Here is a 21,517-nt window from a genome sequence, read left to right as displayed (position 1 = left end):
GCTCCATCTCCTTACTTTATCAGGTTGCTTCTCACTCTCTCCATAATTTGGATAATATCCTGTTGTTCTTCTTCTGATATACCTTTTAAACAATCCTCTTCAAACTGATCAATGGTGACACGAACTTGCTCGTAAATGCTTCTGCCAAGCGATGTTAATTGCATTCGTTTTTCGCGTTTATCTTTGCCTGCTATCTGTTCTACATATTCTAATTCCACTAAACGGGCAAAGGTTCTTGTGATGGTCGGCTTCTCTACACCTTGATAATTGGCGATTTCTACAAGTGTCGCTGAGCCAAAATTATATAAATAGTACAAGATCGTCCATTGTGCACGATGTAGATTATGTTTGCTCAATTCTATATTTAGCTGATTTTCAAACGGACGATATAACATTATTAATTGATAAAAGACCTTTTGTGCAGATTGTATGAGATTCACCTCCATAAGTGGTTACCCTGGATAATAGTTATCTTAGGTAACTATAAAACAGTAACATCTGTTCTTACTAATGTCAAGAGTAGAATTTAGGACTTTTCCAAAATGGAAATCCCTATTAAATCAAGCTTCTTTGTGCAGAAAGATGTGCATGTAAAAATATTCCATGAGCATTTTAGTGCAAACGATTGCACTAAAAGGAGATAAATATTATAATAGGGAAGTTGACCAAAAAGACTTTATGACAATAATCAAGCTATTTATTATGACTATTTGTAATGAAGGGTTTTGATATTCCTAATGATATATTTAAATTTATGAAAACGTTGTGCAAACGGATGCGCTTATTTCTGTAATATAATAATGTACATTGAACTACTTTGAGTGATTAAGAGAATTTTAGGAGGGCATCATGATACAGGAACAAGAACAAACAAATAATACAACTACTGGACATCGATTACCTAATCTCCCAATTAGTACGATTTGGTTAATAAGTTTCGGGTTTTTAGGTGTCCAAATGGCCTTTTCTTTGCAAAGTTCAAATATGGGGAGGATTTTCCAAACGATTGGTGCCGATCCACATACTCTAGGGTTTTTCTTTATTTTGCCGCCTTTAGCAGGGCTAATCGTTCAACCTTTAGTCGGGTATTTTTCCGACCGTACATGGATGCCGAGACTCGGCCGCCGAATTCCCTATTTGCTTGTTGGGGCGATCGTAGCAGTAATTGTTATGTGTTTACTGCCGAATGCTGGTAGCTTTGGTTTTAGTTCAATGGCTGCCCTTACTTTTGGAGCCATCACTATTTTATTTATGGATGTTTCTTCCAATGTAGCCATGCAACCTTTTAAGATGATGGTTGGAGATATGGTGAATGAGGAACAAAAGGGTTTTGCTTATTCAATTCAAAGTTTTCTATCGAATAGTGGTGCTGTATTAGCATCTGTTTTTCCATTTGTTTTGACAATGATTGGAATATCAAATAGTGCACCTAAAGGGGTTGTCCCGCAGTCTGTCGTTATTTCCTTTTATGTGGGTGCTGTTGTTTTGATTCTCTGTAGTCTTTTTACCGTTTTTAAAGTGAAAGAATATACACCTGCTGAATATGCAGCTTATCATGGAATTAAAGAAGAAGATAATAAAGAAAAAGTAGGATTTTTTACATTACTTCGTACCGCTCCAAAGGTTTTCTGGACGATTTCACTTGTTCAACTATTCTGTTGGATGGGATTTCAGTATTTATGGACATATGGTACAGGTGCTGTAGCGGAGAACGTATGGAATACAGTTGAGCCATCCAGTGCCGAGTATCAAGCGGCAGGGAACTGGTTCGGGATATTGTCAGCTGTACAATCAGTTGCAGCGGTTCTATGGTCACTCGTCTTAACACGAGTACCAAATGATAAAAGAAAACCTGCCTATGCGTTTAGCTTATTACTAGGTGGAGTCGGCTTTGGGTCTGTCTTCTTTGTCCACCACCAAGGATTATTGCTAATTTCATTTACGTTAATTGGAATTGCCTGGGCGGCAATGATGACATTCCCGTTCACAATGCTTACGAATGCTTTGTCAGGAAAGAATATGGGCACATATTTAGGTTTATTTAATGGTAGTATTTGTTTACCGCAAATTATTGCTTCCTTCTTGAGTTTTGCATTGTTCCCAGCTCTTGGTTCCTCAATGCCAACAATGATTTTAGTTTCGGGCATTTTATTGGCGGTTGGTTCTTTAAGTGTTTTTGTTATCAAAGAAACATCTGCCCACCATTGATATTCAATCAGTAAAGCGAGTTTCACCGTTAATGATAACAAATTACTATGGACGCTTGACAATAATATAAAAATGAGCAATCTTTCAGTGAAAACCTTCAGACTTAGCTATAAGTTTGAAGGTTTTTTCATCGATAATGGAGGTGATATTAAAAAGGATTAGCAAATAATAACTTAGGAGCGACTTTTTCCATTATTCCTCATAAATTCCATTCATAAATCCATACTAAACAATATGTCATTTGCTTAATCGTTTAATATGGAGGCCAAAATGAGAAAAAAACAGCAATTAAGTAAAAAACTCCCTTTAACATTAGATGAGCTTGAGCAATCTTTACAAGAGGTATTCACCAATAATTCGGATCTATTATTTTCAAGGTATCAACATTATGGAAAGAAATTTGCTGTTTTTTATATTCCTTATATTGTTGAAAGTGGAAAAGTTGAAGAGTTCATATTATCGCCATTACTTAAGAGGGAGATGAAATGGACAAATCTAACAATCCTAAATGAAATTCCGCTAGGAAGTGGCGAAATGCTGACTTCATTAGACGAGGTTTTAGAAAAGGTCGTAAAGGGACAAGTGTTTATCTATATCGAAGGGGAAAAGAAGGTTATTTCCTATGTCCTCCTTAATAAAGAAAAGCGCGGTTTAGAAAAAGCAGAAACGGAGTCTCTAGTTCTTGGACCTAAAATAGCCTTTACGGAGTCACTTGTTACTAATATGAATATTATCCGTTGGAAGATACGTTCTAACGATCTTGAATTAGAGGAATTAGTAGTCGGAAAAAGTATTCCGGCCGATGTTCGTCTAGTATATATGAAGTCTGTAGCGAATGAGGAAGATGTTCAAACGATGCGGCAAAGGATTCAAGATTTAGATGTCGATTTCGTAGAAGATAGTACAGTATTAAAGCAATACCTAGAGGATAATACGGTTAATCTATTTCCGCAATTTAATATAACTGAATTACCTGATCGCTTCGCGTATGATATTTCACAAGGGAAAGTCGGTGTATTGGTTGAAAATAGTCCGATTGGGATTATTGCACCTTCAACTTTTTTTAGCTTTCTTGAGTCAACAGAAGATCGTTATATGCGCTGGCAAGGGGGTTCTGTTTTTCGAATTCTTCGGTTTATAGCAATGTTTTTTGCGATTATCGTAACACCTACATATGTGGCAATTGTTACATATCAATATGGTGTCATCCCAACCCAGTTGTTGATTTCAATTGGGGAATCTCGGGCGGCTGTACCTTTTCCACCGTTATTAGAAGCCCTTCTCTTAGAGTTCTTGATCGAGTTTTTGCGGGAAGCAGGAGTAAGACTGCCGACGAAGGTCGGGCAAACAATGGGGATTGTGGGCGGAATTGTCATTGGACAAGCTGCGGTTGAAGCAGGTTTAACAAGTAATATTTTGATTATCGTCGTGGCAATGAGTGCATTGGCTTCCTTCACTTTTCCTAATTACTTATTTGGGACATCTGTCCGTATTATCCGCTATCCCTTCATTTTCTTAGCTGGAATTTTTGGCATCATGGGGATTATGTTTGGATTATGTATGCTAATCATTCATTTATTAAGGTTAACATCATTGGGGAGACCATATCTTGTCCCACTTTATCCTTTACGGCTGAAGGACTTTAATAAATCACTTTTTCGCCTGCCATTACAGTTTGAAAGTAAGCGAATGGAGGCATATAGACCAAAAGATGCCAAGCGTTTTTCAAAGAGTGAGGCAATGAAAAAACGAGATATCGATGAGTAGGTGGATAGATGGAGATCAATGTAAACGTCAAACCTAGATTACGATTCCGTGCTTTTTACTTGTTTTTTATTATTTATGGTATTCAAACAGGGGTCGGAATTATAGGAGCGCCACGCTATATCTTCCGAGAGGCAGGACGGGACGCATGGCTATCCGTTATTATTGCCTTTTTAATGCAAATTATCGTTGCGTACGTGATGTTACTTATTTTAAGGCAATATAAAAATGCTGATATTTTTGGTATTCAAGTTGATCTTTTTGGTAGGTGGATTGGAAAAATCCTTGGAACTGTTTATATTGTTTATTTTGCTGCTAGTTTATTCTCAATTATAATCACGTATATTGAAGTGATTCAGATATTTCTTTATCCGACCTTACCGGCTTATGTCATCGGTTCACTTTTACTAATTGTCATTGTATATGCTGTTTTAGGTGGGATCCAAGTTGTGATCGGAGTAATGGTTATTTTCCCCTTTTTAATACAATGGCTTCTCATTTTATTGTATGACCCAATATCAAAAATGGATTGGCTTCATTTATTGCCAATGTTTCAAACGTCGATTCCTGAATTATTAAAAGGGGCTAAAGCCACAACATATTCTCTTTCTGGTTTCGAAGTTTTGTTTGTACTCTATCCATTTATTGATAATAAAGAAAAGGCCAAGTTACCAATCTTTTTAGGTATGGGTTATACATCTCTTCTCATTTTTAGTATGACTGTTATCGTACTTGGTTATTTTAGCTTAGAAGATTTAAGTGAAGTTGAATTTTCCGTTTTAGCAATATATAAAAGTGTGTCATATACGTTTATTGAACGGCTTGATTTTATCGTTGTAGCTCAATGGATGTTTGTTATCATGCCGAATTTAGCCTTACTTATGTGGGCGTTAACTTATGGAGTGAAACGGCTATATAGGGTTCCACAAAGAACAATGGTGTATGCAGTAGCCATTGTAATTTTAATTTTAGTGAGTGTTATTAAATATGAAAGAGTCATCAACCAGTTAGTAGATATCATTTCAGAAGTTGGATTTTGGCTTATTTTTGTTTATCCACTCATCATATTACCACTTGTTTGGATTAAGAAGAAATGGCGAAAACATAAAGGAAGTGCTCCGACATGAAGGTAAAATTGTTTATGCCCATTTTGTTATCTATTTTTTTACTTGGTAGCTGTATCCCAAAACAAGAATTAGAAAACCTTGGAGTAATTAATGCGCGTGGTGTTGATATTAGAGAAGACGATCAATACGAAACAACAATCGTGATCTTTCAGTTTGAAGAACAATCCAATGAAATTACCAAAATTGTCTCTGGAAAGGGAAATACGATCAAAGGGGCTGCTGAGAATGCCAATTTGGAAACAAACTTCCAATTAGCACCTGGGAAAATTGAATTGGAAATATACGGGATGGAGGCAGCTAAAGAAGGTGTCTTTCATTCCTTAGATACATTAAACCGTGATGCAAACTTACCAGATACGACTTTTTTATCTATTAGTAAGACGTCGGCAAAGGAGATAATTACCGTTCAGGAAAAAGATATTTCAATGAATATTGGTCAATTTTTGCATGGGTTAATTAAAGAAAACTCTCGGAAAAGTGAATTTCCTAGAGTCACGATCCAAGACTTTTTGAGGAGTTTCTATGATATTGGTATAGATCCGATTTTACCCGTGTTTGCACTTGAAGGAGATAAACCGAAAATTACCTCAATCGCTATTTTGCAAGATGATAAATATGTAGGCGAAAGACCTGCTGATGAAATCCTATTTTTTAACCTTTTGAAAACACCTATTAAAGATAAGTGGTTAGAGGTAACAATCCCGATGGCTCCTTTTGAACAATATATAGAAAAAGAAGTGAATATTCATCAGAGAAAAGAAGTGTTACATACTGCTTTCAATATATTGAAAACCAAGAGTAGGACTACATTAATAGATAAAGAAAATTTACATTTTGAAACAAAACTTAGTCTTGAAGTAGATTTATTTGAACTATCAGAGAAAGTCCTTTTAGAAAAACCAGAAGTCGTGAAATTAATAGAAAAAGAAGTGGAAAAGAAATTAACAGCACAATACGAGGAAATATTAGAACAATTGCAAGAACAAAATGCAGATCCTTTTGGATATGGAGTTATATATCGGATTAACCAAAAGGATGGAAAACTAGGAAGAAAGGAGTGGCGAGCTAAGTATCCGATGATTAAAGTTGACTTTAAAATAGAGACAAAAATTACCCGACACGGAACAGTCGATTAAACGTATGCCGATATTGAGAGGAAACGATACTCGATGAAAGGGGGCCTGTCTCCTATTGTATGAATAGGGAACAGGCCATACTTTTTAGGGATATAAAAAGTCATTTAAAAAATAAGGAACCTTGCTTTGATAATATGCTTTACGGTTATCAATGTATTTTTTAATTTCTTCAAAAAATTCTTCTGCGAGGATGGGGTATTTTACTGTGCGTACTTGATCTAATAGAGAGTTATGCTTAATAACAGTATCAATACTAGTTAGTAAACTATTAACTATCTTTTGAGAAGGGTGAATCCCCATTATATCGAAAAAGATTTGTTTATCTTCATCCACATTCAACAGATGGTACGGTAATTTCATATCAATATGAATTCCGTCTACTAATTGTTCTTGATATAGATGAGTAATTTTTTCGTGATAAACCCCACTTGTAGTGACAATAATCTTCCCAGAAAATAGAGTGCGCACCATTTTTAGTAAATAATCAATCTCGTTTATTTTATTGAGCAAAAATTCGCCACCACTAAACATGATTGCATCGAATAGATATCCTGATTTCTTGAGGTAATCCAAAAGATTATCGACAGTCTTGTATTTTTTCGGTGTTGTCGCAATGATTTCATCATAATTGTGGCAACCATAACAGTGTAGTGGACAGCCTGATAGTGAATGCACCAATAAGGTTGTGTGTCCAGGTAAATCATTAAATGTTCGAATAAGATGATCGTAAAATTGCATAGGAACTCAGACCCTTTCCCTAGTAATGCAAAATATCCTTAATTTGGTCCCCTTTTAGCCGCTTTCGCGCATTCCAGTCATGTCTTCTTGCCTTGGACCAGAAGTTATACTTTCCTTGGTAATATCCTTTTTCATCAACATTTATATGATTGCGGGCAATCATTTTTAAATAGCCAATCACTCTACTGAAAGTTGCGATATCCAGTGAATCGCAAGTGGGACATTTTTGGATGTTTTTAGCATCTTCTGCAATGAATTTCTGGCCACATTCCATACAGGAAGTGATAGTTGGTGTTAATGTAATATAATTTATTGGTTTCTCAAAAATTTTATCTACATAACGGGCTAATTTTCTAGGTGCTACCTTGGACTCCAAAAAATGATGTAATATGCTTCCTGAAGTAGCATAACCTTGAAATTCCGCGCTGTTTTCCAATTGCGCAAGAAAATCTTCCTCAGAGAAGGGAGTCATACATCCACTTGTAAGATATGGATTTTCTCCTTCACCTTGCACAAAGATATTACGCTTGCTTTCTTTAGCCCATTTTAGATCATGTCGAGCAAGTTTGATGGCTGCATTTTCAGCAGGGGCGTATTCAATTCCACAAGCTACTTTATCTCGGACAATAAAATCATTAACAATATCTGTCATATATTGCATTAAATCATGGGCTATTAATTTCCCCTTTTCATCTTTGATTCCGGCAGGAAAGCCAATATTGATGATACCTTCATTCATTCCCGTTACAGCGAATACGTTAAAATAGTTTTTGAGATTCCTATTATAGGAGAAGAATGTTGGATACAAATCTTTATTAAGTTCAAGCCATTTGCGTTTTGCCATATGAGCATCTTGCATGACTTCCATATATTCGCGCATTTTTCGCTTTAATAGTGGTAAATCATGGCCAAACTCTAATAAAAGACGGTTCATGTTTAAATTTAGAACTTGAACGGCACCTGTTGAGCCTGTCGAGGATCCAAAGACACCTCCCCCAGCCTTTGATAAGGTTTCTAAATTAATTTGTAATCGGCAGCAGAGGCTTCGGCTGACTTCTGGATCCTTTGCCTGGATTGTTGGATTAAGTTGTTTATAATAAGAATCTTCAAATGGTTTTGTTTTAAAGTTTTCGAAATAAACGCCACCCCAGTTGTACATTTTATCTAAAAGCTCCAAAAACAGCGGATTTTCGTAATTGAATTGATCATCAATTTGTACAGTCAATAAAGGGAAAGTAAAGGGAATTCCCTCATTTCCCGTCCCATCACTCATTACATCAATAATGGCTTGATTAATCCGATCAAAATAAATACTTGGTAGATCCTTATATTGAAAGGACCGTGGTTTACCACCAATAACAACATATTCATTTTTAATTTCCTCGGAAGGTTTCCCGAATTCCAATGTAATATTAGAAAAACTACTCTGCGCTCCAGAACGAAGTGGCATATTTAATTCCCAAATTACACTCTGGAAAAGCTGTTTTAATTCATCATCTGTGTATATGTATCCTTGCTCTTTTTCATCAAATAAATAGGCGGCAGCAATCGTAGTAAGTTGAGCCAGCATCACCGCGCCTGAGACTTGCTGGGAAATTAGAGTTACTACATTGCTAAAATGGCGAAGGAGAACAGGTAATCGTTTTGCTGGTTTTGATGAAATCATATTTTTCGCAAGAGAGGGAATCCCTTTTAAAGCAATATCCAAACAACTGATGGAAACACAATATGGTGCAAGTTGTTTATCATGTACATAGACGATCCCTTGGTCATAGAGTTCTTTAATTTTTGAGGGCAAAACACGGGAAAATAGATACTCCTCTTCTGCATGGTTTGTTATATTATGGCGTAATAATGGAAGGGAATAAACATAATTACTATTCTCTCTTTTTAAATAGTCAGCCCTCGAGTCGTCTGCATGGGATGTAAACTTATTAATAATTTCCTCTGTGTTTTGGAACATCAATTATCACTCCTCGTTAATGTTATCCGGTATTTGCTAAGTTTTACTTTCCTCCTAGTTTGAATGGAATAACTTTATATTGGATAATTCTAGTTATTCCCTCCGGATACAAAAAACATATTAACACAATATATAGTATAAAAATGTGATATAAATCACTGTATATTGTGTTTTTTATGATGCTGAATTGGAGGTCATGCCCTTGAGTTTTGTACAAAGATAATATATGGAGAGGGGATATAAAGAAGGGAGAAACATTTAGGGGATGCTCTAAAGCAAGCCCGTAATGAACAAGTCAAGTGCTGGAATTTTAGCCAACATCAGATTTTCGGTTTACATTCATAGGGCCAGTCCGCCAAATTGGTCTTTTTATCATACTGAAGGACTGGACTGACCCCATAGGAAAGGGAGAATTTAATTTCTCCCGCCGCGAGCATTCGATCTAGCTTTGCCCTTTTGTTGTTCGGGTGGTCTTTTCGCGATGTTATTTCTTTTTTCTTTATGTGCCTCAGAATCCTTAACCATGCTATTCCCTCCCTACCTTTTAATAATTGTTGTTTTCTGCTATATCAATTGCAGTAAGAATCAACAGCACTTATTGGTAAATAACAATAAATACGAAATGTTATCATATCCTGAAATCCTAGGATTATTCTCGTTACCAAGAGGGAGCGGCCTATTGATTATACGCTTTAACCCTTTACCAGAGTGGGGGACTGTCCCCTGTTTTAGAATGAAGTAATTTAAAGGAGGCATACTAATATTATCTTTTTTCAAGGTAGGAGGGATTAGCTTGGGTAAAGGTAAGAATACCTTGTCGGTCTTTGCTTTAGGTGGTTTGAATGAGGTTGGGAAAAATATGTATGCAATCGAATATGGAGAGGATATTGTCCTGATTGATTGCGGCAATAAGTTTCCGGATGAAAGTTTGTTAGGTATTGATTTGATTGTTCCTGATATCACTTATTTACTAGACAATAAGGAAAAGGTAAGGGCATTAATTGTTACTCATGGACATGAAGATCATATTGGGGGTATTCCCTTTTTCTTAAAACAATTGCCTGTTCCTGTTTATGCGACTCGGTTTACCCTTGGATTAATTGAGCTTAAATTGAAGGAACACAAACTATTACGTGAAAGTAAATTAATTGAAATCAATCCTAATTCGAATGTGAAAATCGGACAAATGGAGATTAGCTTTTTTAAGGTATTTCATAGTATCCCTGATTGTTTGGGAATTGTATTTCACACACCCGAAGGAAATATTGTACATACGGGGGATTTCAAATTTGATTTAACACCGGCAAATAAGGAGTATTCAGATATTCACCGAATGGCGGAAATTGGAAAAGAGGGTGTCCTGCTTTTATTATCGGAGAGTACGAATGCGGAACGTTCTGGTTTTACACCATCTGAACAGATTGTCGCTGGACATTTAGAAGAAGCCTTCATGAAGGCGGATGGGAAAGTGTTTGTGACAACATTTGCCTCTAATGTCAGCCGAATTCAGCAAGTTGTACATGTAGTCCAAAAAACAAATCGGAAACTCGTATTACTTGGAAGAACGATGGTTAATGTTGTGAAAGTGGCGATGGAACTTGGAATTTTAACTGTACCGGCTGGAATGATTATTGAACCACAAGAAGTCAATGAAATGTCCCCTGAAAAGATCGCTATCCTTTGTACAGGAAGTCAAGGTGAACCATTGGCAGCACTAGCCCGTCTATCAACTGGGGATTTCCGCGATGTTGATGTCTATCCGGGGGATATGGTGATTTTTGCAGCGGGCCCTATACCTGGAAATGAACGAGGAATAACGACTATTGTTGATAATTTGTATGAGCTTGGAGCTAATGTTATTTATGGATCGGGAAGTACATCAGGGATGCATGTTTCCGGGCATGGTTATCAAGAAGACTTAAAATTAATGCTAACTTTAATGAGACCGCAATATTTTATACCGATTCATGGAGAATATCGGATGCTTTACCACCATCGTTTATTAGCAGAATCGGTTGGGGTCGAAAAGGGAAATACGTTTATTTTGAAAAATGGCGAAGTCTTGGATATAGAAGAATCGATTCCTCGTCAGCTTCGCACCATTCCTGTAGGAAATACCTATATAGATGGCGGTGAAGTTGGCGACTTGGAGTATGTATTGCGTGATCGCAAGCAACTTTCCGAAGATGGCATGCTAATGATTATCATTACAATAAATAAAGAGGACGGGGAGCTTCAAGCCGACCCAGAAATACTTTCCCGTGGTTTTATGGATGAGAACTTTGCAAAACTACGGAAAGAAGTGAATCGTATCACAATGGAAACAATTCAAGAACTACAAATAGAAAAGCGAATTAAACGAAACGTCATCAAAAAACAAATTAAGAAAAACACCCGACAATATATATATAAATATGCAAAGAAAAAGCCAATGATTGTTCCAATCTTGATTGAACTTTAAATCACGGGGAAAAATCATGGGGACAGTCCCCTAGCACGTTAATGCTTTACCACGGTGGGGGACTGTCCCCATATTGTCCCCATATTTTATTTAACCGCTCCTTCTGAAATGCCTTTGATGATATATTTTTGTAGGAACATGTAGACTAGAATGATCGGGATGATGGCGATCACTAGGGCGGCTAATGCGAGATGCCATTGTTTGGAATATTCGCCAAAGAAGTAGAACATTTTTAATGGGATGGTGTACATTCCTTGTTTGTTGATGACTAGGGATGGCAATAGATAGTCATTCCAGAACCAGATGGCATTTAAGACGATGACTGTGACGGTTGTGGATTTTAACATTGGCAGAATAATATGCCAGTATATTTGAAATCGATTGCACCCATCCATAATTGCGGCTTCGTCTAATGCCATTGGGATGCCTCTTAAGGCACCAAAATAAAGAAAGACGGCCAAACTGGAGCCTAGCCCTAAATACATAATAATTAATCCAGCACGATTTAACATATCGAATGAACCGAAAATTGACACAAGCGGAATCATAATCGATTGAAAGGGAATCAGCATACAAATGGCAAAAAGAAAATAAATTGCTGAACTAGTTTTCCCTTGGCGTCTTGATAATGCGTAAGCAGCCATAGATGTAACGATACAAATAAGAAATATGCTGCATACTGTGATGAACAATGAATTAAAAAAGCTTTTGACAAAATCTAAAGCGATAAAAGCTTCAGTATAGTTCTCTAACGTTCCTTCGGTTGGGAGGCCAAGTGTATTGGCAAAGATCTCTGATTTCGTTTTAAAAGAATTTACGATTACTAAATAAAATGGATAAAACCAAAATAATGATAAGAAGATGCCTAGTACAATCAGGCCGATTTTTTTACTCCTTTGTCGCGCAATCATATGTCAATCTCCTTTTTCCTTGTCATATATAATTGGATGACTGAAATAATGGTGATAATGAGTAAAAAGATAATCGCTTTTGCTTGGGCATAGCCCATATCTTGGACTTTGAAAGCCGTATCATAAATGTTCATCGTAGCCATTTGTGTTGAATTGAAAGGTCCACCGGCAGTTAAGGCCATATTTTGATCATAAACCTTAAAGGCATTGGATAATGATAGAAATAAGCTAACGGTGAATGCTGGAGCAAGAAGTGGAAATTTTACTTTCCAAAACCGTTGCCATCCATTGGCTCCATCGATGGTTGCGGCTTCGATTAGTTCCCCTGGGATATTATTTAAAAACGAAATATAAATAATCATAATATAGCCACTCATTTGCCAAACAAATAAGATAACTAAGCCCCAAAATCCTGTTTCAGTATCTGACAGCCAACCTTTAAAAAAATCCACTCCTGTTAAACTAGCAATCCCTACAAAAGCCTTTAGAAAGATAAATTGCCAGATAAATCCAAGGATAATGCCACCAATCAAATTAGGCATGAAAAAGACTGTTCTAAAAATCGTATTAAATTTCCCCATTTTCTGGGTTACAAATAATGCCAATAATAGGCCAATAATGTTGATTCCAATAACAGAGGCGACTGAGAATCCCCCTGTAAATAAAAGGCTATAGAGGAATTGATCATCTTTAAATAGGTTAAGATAGTTGTCAAAGCCAACAAATTCTTTTACCTGAAAGCCATTATATTCTGTTAATGAATAATAGACACCTTGAATAAAAGGTATGACTAAGACGATTACTAGTGCTAACAGACTCGGTGCTAAAAATACCCAATATGTGGAATGCTTCATTTTCATCCCGTTCACACCCTTTCTTTTCAATCCTTTACGGGCAGGGCAGTATCCTTTTCTCTAATAGGAACTCCTGCCCATGCTCGTTAACGCATTTCTTTAAACTTTTCGCTTGCTACTTTTTCAAGCTGCTCCCATGTGATATCACCGTTTAGATACTTTTGATATTCAGGGAAAAAGGCAGTTTGGTTATATCCATTTGGATATTGGTTATGAGCCCATACTCTTGATTTACCGTCTAATAGCATTTCATATACTTCTTTTGATACAGGGTCTTGAATACTTTCCGCTTCATAACCCTCTTGGGAAGGGATATATTTAAATTCCTCAACAATTTGTTCTTTTCCATAATCAGATGTATACATCCAGTCAATAAAATCCTTGGATGCTTCGACGACTTCATCATCTTTCTCTTTGTTAACTCCCCAGAACCAGGATGGTCCAGCACTAATATAGCCTTGGTCATCTTGATCAACAAATAGTGGCAAAATACCTAGTTTTTCTTGAGAAAATTCCGGATCCAGACTATCGAGTGTAGGTACAATCCAGTTTCCTTGGTGGATGATGGCTACTTTATCGTTTGTAAACAGCTCTTCAACGGATGTACTATAATCAAGTGATAGAATCGGTTGTACGTTATATTCATTTAGTAAATCTGTATATTCCTTCATTCGTTCTCCATATTGAAAAGTTAATTCATCTGTCTCATAGGCAGCGGTTACATCATTATCAAACTCTGGTGCTGTAAAATGATTAGAAAATTGCCCAACAACCCAATCCTCTTTCCCACTAAAACCGAAAACAGCTTCAAGACCAAGCTCTTCCTTTTTACTATCGATTGTCTCAACTGCTTTGACAAAATCTTGGTAACTCTTTATGGACAAGGGATCAACCCCAGCTGAATGAAATACTGCCTTGTTTATCATCCAACTGAAACCTTCGATATTTAATGGTACTCCGTAAGGGATACCATCAATCGTAGCACCTTGAAGTGTTCCTTCAATGGCTGCTTTAGCTGATTCCATTTCTGATACATCTAATAAATAGTCCTGGTATTTTTCAACATCTGATAGACCACCTAGCAAAAAAATTGCCGGCTCTTCATTAGCTGAAAACTTAGCTTGCAAAGCGGAGGAAGCATCTTGTCCGCCACCTACTGTTGTTAAATTAATGTCGACGTTTTCATTTTCGCTCTCATATTTTTCAATAATTGCTTCTAGCTGATCTTTTGTCTCAACTTTAATATTGAAAATATCAATGACTAACTTGTCTTTTCCATTATCACTGCTGTTGGAACATCCTATTAGTATGGCTCCGCATAGGAGTACCGTACTTAAACCCATTATCACTTTCTTCACTGTGTATTCACTCCCACTTTTACTGTAATCTTTCCACTTCTAAATAGAATTATAATGATAAAAATGGAGCAATAATTGCACAATAACGACAAACAATAGTACAATTATGATAATTTGCTAGGTGGTGATAACAGTCAATAGAGATAGATTGCTTGAGGAACGGGAACATGGAGATTCAATGTTTCCATTTTGCGTTTATGATGTTGACTATTTGGATGGTCAAGTTATCTTTAATTTGCACTGGCACCCCGAACTAGAATTTATTTATGTAGAAAGGGGAAAGATCCAATTACAGATAGGGACAAAGCAGTATAGCTTGTCTGAAGGTAATGGCTTTTTTATCCCAAGTGAACAATTACACGCAGCCTATCCATCATCCATTCATTCGCCTTTTAAAATTTATGCAATCGTATTTCATCCTGACTTGCTAAGAAGCTTTGCATATGACTTAATTGAAGGTAATTACTTAGAAATGGTCGGAAAGCTGTTCCATTGTGAGTTAAAAAGTACAGGGACAGTGGAAGAAAAGGAAATGCTTCGAATACTAGAAATGGTGATCGCAGCCTATATGGGTAAAGAAATTACTTATGAACTAAGAGTAAAGGGTTATTTATATATTCTATTAGGGGATGTATTGAAAAAGCAGGCATCTCTCATCCAAAAAGAGGGTCCTAAGCAAATAGATGATACGAAAACAATATTATTAAAAAAGGTACTTCGATATATAGATGAAAATTACCCAAAAAAACTGACGGTAAAGGACCTAGCTTCACAAATTCAAATGAGTGAAGGTCACTTTAGCCGCCTTTTTAAATCGTTTGTTCGTATGACAGCAATGGAATACATCAATACGATCCGAATTAATAAATCTTGTATTTTATTACAAAAGACTGACCGAAAATTGCTTGATATCGCTCTAGATGTAGGATTTCAAAATCAAAGCTACTTCATCCGATTATTTAAAAAGCAAAAGGGCTGTACGCCTAGAGAATACAAAGCAAAAATGAAAAATTCCTCCTGTTAGCTCCTATTTAGAGTCTGCATTTGTTGCTAGTTTTATCGACACCACAATCCTACTCATGTCTTTGATGATTCCAGCATAAAGGTTTACCAGCATTATAAATTTATTATATTGGAAGGGAATATTTGCTTTAGCGGGCCCTTCCTATTAGAAGTAGAATATTAGCAATAAAGATAGACATTGAAATATAGAGGATGGGCCACTTCCATAGGTTGCGGTTTTTATCACTAATATCAGCCCTATAGCAATGGGTTGTAGCCTATCACTTCATGAGGGACGTATTTCATGAGCTGTATAAAAAATTATCAGATCTTGAAAAAAGAGAAGTCCCCAGGCAATTTAAAACTGCCTGGGGACTAGCATATATTTGCCCTTATTCCCAAATTTCATTCGCCGTTTCGACGACAAATCTCAACTTTTCCCATTGCTCTTCTTCTGTTAAGATATTGCCATGATGTGTGGAAGCAAAACCACATTGTGGGCTTAGGCATAGTTGTTCTAGTGGAACATATTTCGTTGCTTCTTGAACTCTAGCCTTAATGGCTTCTTTATCCTCAAGTTGTCCGGTTTTGGAAGTCACTAGTCCTAGTACAACTCTTGGGCCACCTTTAGGTATATATTTAAGCGGTTCAAAGGATCCTGAGCGTTCATCATCATATTCCAAGAAGAAACCATCGACTTTTTCATTGGCAAAGACGATCGGTGCGACAGTGTCATAGCCTCCGGAGAAGGAGTAGTCAGAGCGATAGTTTCCTCTACATACATGGGTTGTCACGGTTAAATCTTCTGGTTTTCCCTCAAGAACTCCATTCACTACACGTACTGCTAATTCAGCTAGATATTTCTTTTCTGCTGGTGGGAAATCAGCTGTTGCAATGACCGCTAAATACACATCATCTAATTGAAGGTAACGAATGCCAATTCGATAAAATTCATGGATCGTCTCTTTATAAGCCTGAATAATATCAGGTGCAAACTCCTCAAAGTCTTTATACTGGCCATTAATAATGTTCGGATGAAAGAATTGGTTTGGACTAGGAATGGTAAATTTTACGACAGCCCTGTCTCCTACTATCTCTACTAGTTCCTTTGCTTGTTGGAAGAATGGATGGTTGGGGTTATAGGCAACTTTGTCAACAAGTCTTACATCATAAGGATCTGTTTCTTGATTTGAAAAATTATATCCTTGTTCTGGAATATAACCCTCAGCTCCTAATAGGTGTTCCATAAAAGTAGAATGCCACCAATCACGGCCAAATTCTCCTTCTGTTACGACTTGCAATCCAGCCTCAATTTGTTTATCAACAGCACGTTTAATTTCTTGCCTTTCAACCTCATGAAGTTGTTCAGCTGTGATCTTTCCAGCTTTATACTCATTTTTGGCTTTTTTGAGACTTTCTGGGCGTAATAAACTTCCCACTTGATCGGCCCTAAATGGTGCCTTGACTAATGTTTGTGTCATGTAATTTCCTCCTTCTCGTACCGTTTATCTTTAAATTGAGTATACCTTGAAAAATAGCTATAAGGTTACATATAAAACTTATGTCATGTTATAACTATAGGCTATAACAGATGTTCTTTATAAAACGCCCAACTTGCGATTTCCTTTACACTAACGATTAATAACGAACTCCTATTTGGGTATGGAGTATATTAAATATGTATTCGTATATTGCTGAACTGCTCCCGCTTCTGAAAATAGAGTGACAGAATGTGCAATATATCGTATACTTTATACTAAAAGGGATATGTAAGGGGGATGACCGTGCCGATACCTTCAGATCATTTAAAACCAATTCGGCTAACAGCGAAGGAATCAGCTTTTAGTCAACTACAACAATGGATTATTGAAGGGACCCTACAGCCAGGAGAAAAATTGAATGATACAGAATTGGCGAAAGCTCTTGGGGTTAGTAGGACACCTGTTAGGGAATCATTGCAGTTGCTCGAAGTACAAGGGCTTGTAAAAATGTATCCGGGTAAGGCCACTCAAGTAACGGAAGTGGATAGAGAATCCATTAAAGATCTATTACCACCCTTGGCAGCATTACAGTCTCTATCTGTTGAATTAGCTATCACACATTTAACAGATGAAATCGTGACTTTACTAGAAGATACAAACGAACAGTTTGCGAAGGCAATTCGATCAGAAAACTATTATTCTGCTTTGAAATTAGATGAAGACTTTCATCAAATTATTGTTGATACGGCAAACAATTCGTATATACAATCGATGCTATCATCATTACAGCCACATGTAAGTAGACTATTTTTTTATAACTCCATTATTTTAACCGAGAAATCTATCGCTGAGCATGCTGACATTATCGAGCTCATGAAGAGCGGTGAAGGTGCGAAGGCCTCATCTATCATGAAAAACAATTGGTTACGCGCAATTGAGGAATTTCGTACTTCCAAAACATAATGAAGAAGTAAGACAAGATGGCTCAAGTAACGATGATGTGAACAAGAATGCAAGATGCCGGTCTTAACGATTAAGTATCCCCTTGTGAGCGAAGGGGAATCGAGCATCCAAAGACTTTATAAAAACAATTTATTTTCCAATTGGGTTATATCGCAATTGCTCTCAATTATGATATAGAGGCTGGGACATAATTAATATGTTTAGCATCAAAGACGAACGATGCATTACCATGGCGAAGTATATTTTTTGTTTGGGTTATATGCACTTAGTAGTTCGGTTTTTCTTTGGTGAAAACATATTTTGTCCTAGCCTCTTTTCAATTGTAGTTATGTAAGGTAGCTGGGAGTAAAACTGTTCATATTTCAAGTTCGCTGCCCTGAAAATTTTTGGGGGATGGTTTCCAAAAACATGTTTATATAATTCCTTTGCAGAGTTGAAGGAATATAGTGAATTTGCTATATTGAGTTTAATTTGTGTAAAAAGGGGGTGGCTACACGATGAAGGAAGAAACAACAAAAAAGCAGCCTGAAATTAAAACTGATTTTCGTTATGCTATCGTAGCAGGTTGGCTTATTATCCCGGCGCTTATGATTCTGTTTAATCTAGTTACAGTGATGTATGTTATCTTCACTTACAACCCGGCAAATTTAGGCGGTTATGATTTATTTGTATATATATCAGACTTCATTCTAGCTTTCTTTTATCTATTCATAATATACACATGGGTTAAACGGAAAAAAATTTTGCCAAAATTAATGATCGTAATTTATATCCTCGACATTCTATTATACTTGCCTGTCATATTTATGGGAGCACAAATGGATTGGATCTATATACTAATTAGTGCCATCTGGATCGGATATTTTATCAGATCGAAACGTGTCAAGGCAACTTTCATCAATTAAAGACAGTTTGCTGGATGATTATATTAATCAAAAAATCTAATCCAGCATCTGGTTTTCCGTAAGATTAATATATTGAATTAGTAGTTTATTGAGCGTCCTCTGATTTTAGATAATGTTTTTATTCATACTTCATCATATAATGATTGTTATTTATCTCCATTTCCTTCTGAGCTGTATATACCTTTTATCATTCACTTCTGATGTACCCCCCTCAAAAAAGTTTAATTCCATCTGAATCAACTCCCTCTCACTGAAGATGCCCATTTTTATTTAGATTGAAAAAACCCTATAAATAGACTCTCACAATGTCTACTTATAGGGCACAGTGTTGTGCTCGTACTCAAATTTACAAGGATGAAGCTCTTTAATACTGATGAACTCCATGTTTCACTTTATTTTGTGCTCCTGCTTTGGATGGACCTATTATGCGAATGACAATTGCAGTAATCAAAATAATAATTAAGGCAGGTAGGAGCCAGCCAAGCCCTTTATCATACATAGGTAGCACATTTTCATAGAACGTTATGAATGGTGTCATCCAGCCAAAATAATCGATTTCCAATGATTTACAAAGAGCTTTCAATCCATCAAAAATACTAATTAGGAATGTAACAATAGTTGTTAACACATAAACAATACGTTTATGCCGAAATAATGGAGAAAGAAAAGCTAAAATCATTAATACAATGGCTAATGGATAAAGAAACATCAAGACTGGAACTGAGAATGTAATAATATTCGTTAAGCCAAAGTTAGCAAATGCAAAGGTAAGGACAGCGAAAAATATAACCCATGACTTATAGCTGAATCTTGGAAATAGCGTCTGGAAATATTCTGCACAGGCGGTCGTTAAACCGATGGCAGTCGTTAAACACGCGAGTGTGATTAGGATCGCCAACATAACCATACCGAAAGCTCCAAAATAATAGGAAGTTGCATTGCTTAGGACTGGTCCGCCATTATCAAAAAATCCAAAGGCTTCTGTGCCCGTTGCACCCATATAGGCAATGCCAACGTAAATAACACCGAGTAATGTGATGGCAACTAGACCAGACTTTACTGTCGCTCTGAGGATACCGCCCTTTGAAGTAATGCCAAGTGAACGAACGGAATTGATGACGATAATCCCAAATACAAGGGACGCGAGTGCATCCATTGTGTTATATCCATCGAGAAACCCAGTTACAAACGCACCATCTGTATAATCCCCTGCAGGCGCCTGCATAACCCCCATTGGTTTAATAATCACTAACAACAATAGAACTGCAAGAAGAATGATAATGCCAGGGGCTAAAAGCTTGCCAACATTATCAATAATTTTTGCTGGATTTAAGGAAAACCACAGAGTAGCAGCAAAAAATAAAAATGAAAAAATTAGTAATCCACCTTGCTGAAAATTGTCACTTACAATAGGAGCAATTCCCACTTCATAGGCAACCGTACTAGTACGTGGTGAGGCGAAGAATGGCCCGATCGTTAAATATAAAAGACAAGTAAAAAAAACTCCATAGGTGGGACTCACTCTACTAGCAAGCTCTTGTAGATTTCGGCTTCCGGAATATCCCATCGCCAAAATGCCAAGTAAGGGCAAGCTGACACCGGTAATTAAAAATCCTAATACAGCTGGCCAAAGATTTGTGCCAGCATTTTGCCCTAACTGGGCTGGGAAGATGAGATTTCCCGCTCCAAAGAATAGAGCAAATAACATAACGCCGATCGCAATATATTTTGAAAAAGGTAATTGTTCTTTTATCAAAGCTGTCCCCTCCATAGCTGACTAGACTTTTTTGTTTCTAGCTATATGCAATATATTAGTGAAGTCTATAATACTATCTTTTATTATAAAATACAATATATTACGGCGAAATTTTTAGATAATTGTATTTCCTGCAATTCTGTAATGTAGTATTTATCTAATTCAAAAAGCTCATAGATTGTTGTAAAAAAGATTTGTCTTAAATGAGACAAGTCTTCTATGCATCATATGGAATAAAAGTTAGGTATAACGATTGAGATAAAACGATATATCGTTTATAATTATCGATATAATAATGAAGGAGGGCTAAAATGAGGAAACGGAGAGGGTTTATTCCTTTGGCTATTTTGCATTTGTTGGCAGAAGAGGCAATGCATGGCTATCAGATTATGAAGGAGTTGGAAGAACGCTCTGGCGGTGCTTATTCGGCAAGTGCGGGAACGGTTTATCCTGCCCTTCAGGAATTAATGGATCAGAATTTCATTGAATTGGATACAGCTTTGGATAAAAAGGTTTATTCCATCAATGAGAGTGGCCGAAAGCGGTTAGAGGAGATGGCGATCCATGAGGAAGGCGATTTCTGGGTTGAATGGAAGGAGCGGATGATTTGGAGGAATTCCAAGGAGTCTATGCAACTTAGGGCGGCTGTGAAGGAATGGGAAAAAGAACTTCGAAAAGCGATGAAACAAACACGTGGAAATCCAGAAGGTGCAGTAGAGTTAATTGCCCTTATCGATGAAATGACCAAGCGTTTAAAAGAGGATGATCAAAAGTTCCGGCAAAAATGACACACGATATAACGGTATAAAGGAACTTTAACTAAGTGCCGACACATCCTTTGTCAAACGTCGAAGCCATCACTTCCCATGTAAGCACGTTAGCTTGCTTCC

Annotated in this window: 17 protein-coding genes; 9 read left to right on the top strand and 8 right to left on the bottom strand. The window is 36.8% G+C overall.

The genetic code is table 11. From position 1 onward, the window contains the following. Window positions 1-11: 11 nt before the first annotated feature. On the bottom strand, window positions 12-446 hold the full coding sequence (locus tag J2Z23_RS10000; protein WP_082881191.1) for a MarR family winged helix-turn-helix transcriptional regulator: 435 nt from the start codon (window positions 444-446) through the stop codon (window positions 12-14). Between the two features lie 403 nt (window positions 447-849). On the opposite strand from J2Z23_RS10000, the gene J2Z23_RS09995 reads away from it, so the two are divergent. The 4 genes from J2Z23_RS09995 (at window position 850) to J2Z23_RS09980 (ending at window position 6,235) form a co-directional block, all read left to right on the top strand. Then, entirely contained in the window at window positions 850-2,208 is a 1,359-nt protein-coding gene (locus J2Z23_RS09995) for an SLC45 family MFS transporter (RefSeq protein WP_057981621.1), read from the top strand. 270 nt (window positions 2,209-2,478) lie between these two features. Next, window positions 2,479-3,975, top strand: coding sequence for a spore germination protein (locus tag J2Z23_RS09990; protein WP_209973809.1), 1,497 nt, complete (start codon window positions 2,479-2,481; stop codon window positions 3,973-3,975). An 8-nt stretch (window positions 3,976-3,983) separates the two neighbouring features. Then, on the top strand, window positions 3,984-5,099 hold the full coding sequence (locus tag J2Z23_RS09985; RefSeq protein ID WP_209973807.1) for a GerAB/ArcD/ProY family transporter: 1,116 nt from the start codon (window positions 3,984-3,986) through the stop codon (window positions 5,097-5,099). Beyond that, window positions 5,096-6,235, top strand: a complete 1,140-nt coding sequence (locus J2Z23_RS09980) for a Ger(x)C family spore germination protein (RefSeq protein WP_064467598.1) — start codon at window positions 5,096-5,098, stop codon at window positions 6,233-6,235. The genes J2Z23_RS09985 and J2Z23_RS09980 overlap by 4 nt, the downstream gene beginning before the upstream one ends. A gap of 84 nt (window positions 6,236-6,319) precedes the next feature. On the opposite strand, the gene J2Z23_RS09975 is transcribed toward J2Z23_RS09980, so the two are convergent. Both J2Z23_RS09975 and nrdD read right to left on the bottom strand, forming a co-directional pair. Further along, on the bottom strand, window positions 6,320-6,973 hold the full coding sequence (locus tag J2Z23_RS09975; protein ID WP_057981626.1) for a 4Fe-4S cluster-binding domain-containing protein: 654 nt from the start codon (window positions 6,971-6,973) through the stop codon (window positions 6,320-6,322). Between the two features lie 19 nt (window positions 6,974-6,992). Further along, window positions 6,993-8,936, bottom strand: a complete 1,944-nt coding sequence (nrdD, locus tag J2Z23_RS09970; protein WP_209973804.1) for an anaerobic ribonucleoside-triphosphate reductase — start codon at window positions 8,934-8,936, stop codon at window positions 6,993-6,995. A gap of 793 nt (window positions 8,937-9,729) precedes the next feature. On the opposite strand from nrdD, the gene J2Z23_RS09965 reads away from it, so the two are divergent. Continuing rightward, window positions 9,730-11,397 carry a ribonuclease J gene (locus J2Z23_RS09965; protein WP_209973802.1) on the top strand — a complete coding sequence of 556 codons (1,668 nt, stop codon included), beginning with the start codon at window positions 9,730-9,732 and terminating at the stop codon, window positions 11,395-11,397. Window positions 11,398-11,483: 86 nt separating this feature from the next. Here J2Z23_RS09965 and J2Z23_RS09960 read toward each other — a convergent pair whose 3' ends face one another. The 3 genes from J2Z23_RS09960 to J2Z23_RS09950 form a co-directional block, all read right to left on the bottom strand. After that, window positions 11,484-12,308 (bottom strand): carbohydrate ABC transporter permease, encoded by an 825-nt coding sequence (locus tag J2Z23_RS09960; protein WP_209973800.1) that lies wholly within the window; start codon window positions 12,306-12,308, stop codon window positions 11,484-11,486. Beyond that, window positions 12,305-13,168, bottom strand: a complete 864-nt coding sequence (locus tag J2Z23_RS09955; RefSeq protein WP_057981630.1) for a carbohydrate ABC transporter permease — start codon at window positions 13,166-13,168, stop codon at window positions 12,305-12,307. Before J2Z23_RS09955 ends, J2Z23_RS09960 begins: the two co-directional genes overlap by 4 nt. 80 nt (window positions 13,169-13,248) lie before the next feature. Continuing rightward, entirely contained in the window at window positions 13,249-14,520 is a 1,272-nt protein-coding gene (locus J2Z23_RS09950) for an ABC transporter substrate-binding protein (protein WP_064467602.1), read from the bottom strand. A 124-nt stretch (window positions 14,521-14,644) separates the two neighbouring features. Here J2Z23_RS09950 and J2Z23_RS09945 point away from each other — a divergent pair, with 124 nt between their 5' ends. Then, window positions 14,645-15,544 (top strand): helix-turn-helix domain-containing protein, encoded by a 900-nt coding sequence (locus tag J2Z23_RS09945; protein ID WP_209973798.1) that lies wholly within the window; start codon window positions 14,645-14,647, stop codon window positions 15,542-15,544. Window positions 15,545-15,914: 370 nt separating this feature from the next. On the opposite strand, the gene J2Z23_RS09940 is transcribed toward J2Z23_RS09945, so the two are convergent. After that, a complete protein-coding gene (locus J2Z23_RS09940; RefSeq protein WP_209973796.1) occupies window positions 15,915-17,003 on the bottom strand; it encodes a 5-methyltetrahydropteroyltriglutamate--homocysteine S-methyltransferase in 1,089 nt (362 codons plus the stop codon). Window positions 17,004-17,306: 303 nt separating this feature from the next. Between J2Z23_RS09940 and J2Z23_RS09935 the strand changes: the two genes are divergently transcribed. Both J2Z23_RS09935 and J2Z23_RS09930 read left to right on the top strand, forming a co-directional pair. Further along, window positions 17,307-17,966 carry a GntR family transcriptional regulator gene (locus J2Z23_RS09935; RefSeq protein WP_057981634.1) on the top strand — a complete coding sequence of 220 codons (660 nt, stop codon included), beginning with the start codon at window positions 17,307-17,309 and terminating at the stop codon, window positions 17,964-17,966. A gap of 497 nt (window positions 17,967-18,463) precedes the next feature. Next, window positions 18,464-18,871, top strand: coding sequence for a DUF2569 family protein (locus J2Z23_RS09930; RefSeq protein ID WP_064467603.1), 408 nt, complete (start codon window positions 18,464-18,466; stop codon window positions 18,869-18,871). Between the two features lie 364 nt (window positions 18,872-19,235). On the opposite strand, the gene brnQ is transcribed toward J2Z23_RS09930, so the two are convergent. Further along, window positions 19,236-20,624, bottom strand: coding sequence for a branched-chain amino acid transport system II carrier protein (gene brnQ, locus J2Z23_RS09925; RefSeq protein WP_209973920.1), 1,389 nt, complete (start codon window positions 20,622-20,624; stop codon window positions 19,236-19,238). A 314-nt stretch (window positions 20,625-20,938) separates the two neighbouring features. Here brnQ and J2Z23_RS09920 point away from each other — a divergent pair, with 314 nt between their 5' ends. After that, window positions 20,939-21,415 (top strand): PadR family transcriptional regulator, encoded by a 477-nt coding sequence (locus J2Z23_RS09920; RefSeq protein ID WP_057981636.1) that lies wholly within the window; start codon window positions 20,939-20,941, stop codon window positions 21,413-21,415. The last annotated feature ends 102 nt before the right edge of the window (window positions 21,416-21,517 follow it).

Source organism: Lederbergia galactosidilytica (assembly GCF_017873565.1).
Taxonomy (GTDB): Bacteria; Bacillota; Bacilli; order Bacillales; family Bacillaceae_C; genus Lederbergia; species Lederbergia galactosidilytica.
The sequence above is the reverse complement of the archived record's forward strand: the minus strand, read 5'-3'. Positions and strand labels throughout refer to the sequence as shown.

Coding starts and splice junctions, on each gene's coding strand:
- J2Z23_RS10000 (WP_082881191.1), bottom strand. CDS start 446: ATGGAGGTGAATCTCATACAATCTGCACAAAAGGTCTTTTATCAATTA.
- J2Z23_RS09960 (WP_209973800.1), bottom strand. CDS start 12,308: ATGATTGCGCGACAAAGGAGTAAAAAAATCGGCCTGATTGTACTAGGC.
- J2Z23_RS09955 (WP_057981630.1), bottom strand. CDS start 13,168: ATGAAAATGAAGCATTCCACATATTGGGTATTTTTAGCACCGAGTCTG.
- J2Z23_RS09995 (WP_057981621.1), top strand. CDS start 850: ATGATACAGGAACAAGAACAAACAAATAATACAACTACTGGACATCGA.
- J2Z23_RS09920 (WP_057981636.1), top strand. CDS start 20,939: ATGAGGAAACGGAGAGGGTTTATTCCTTTGGCTATTTTGCATTTGTTG.
- J2Z23_RS09985 (WP_209973807.1), top strand. CDS start 3,984: ATGGAGATCAATGTAAACGTCAAACCTAGATTACGATTCCGTGCTTTT.
- J2Z23_RS09980 (WP_064467598.1), top strand. CDS start 5,096: ATGAAGGTAAAATTGTTTATGCCCATTTTGTTATCTATTTTTTTACTT.
- J2Z23_RS09990 (WP_209973809.1), top strand. CDS start 2,479: ATGAGAAAAAAACAGCAATTAAGTAAAAAACTCCCTTTAACATTAGAT.
- J2Z23_RS09975 (WP_057981626.1), bottom strand. CDS start 6,973: ATGCAATTTTACGATCATCTTATTCGAACATTTAATGATTTACCTGGA.
- J2Z23_RS09940 (WP_209973796.1), bottom strand. CDS start 17,003: ATGACACAAACATTAGTCAAGGCACCATTTAGGGCCGATCAAGTGGGA.
- nrdD (WP_209973804.1), bottom strand. CDS start 8,936: ATGTTCCAAAACACAGAGGAAATTATTAATAAGTTTACATCCCATGCA.
- J2Z23_RS09930 (WP_064467603.1), top strand. CDS start 18,464: ATGAAGGAAGAAACAACAAAAAAGCAGCCTGAAATTAAAACTGATTTT.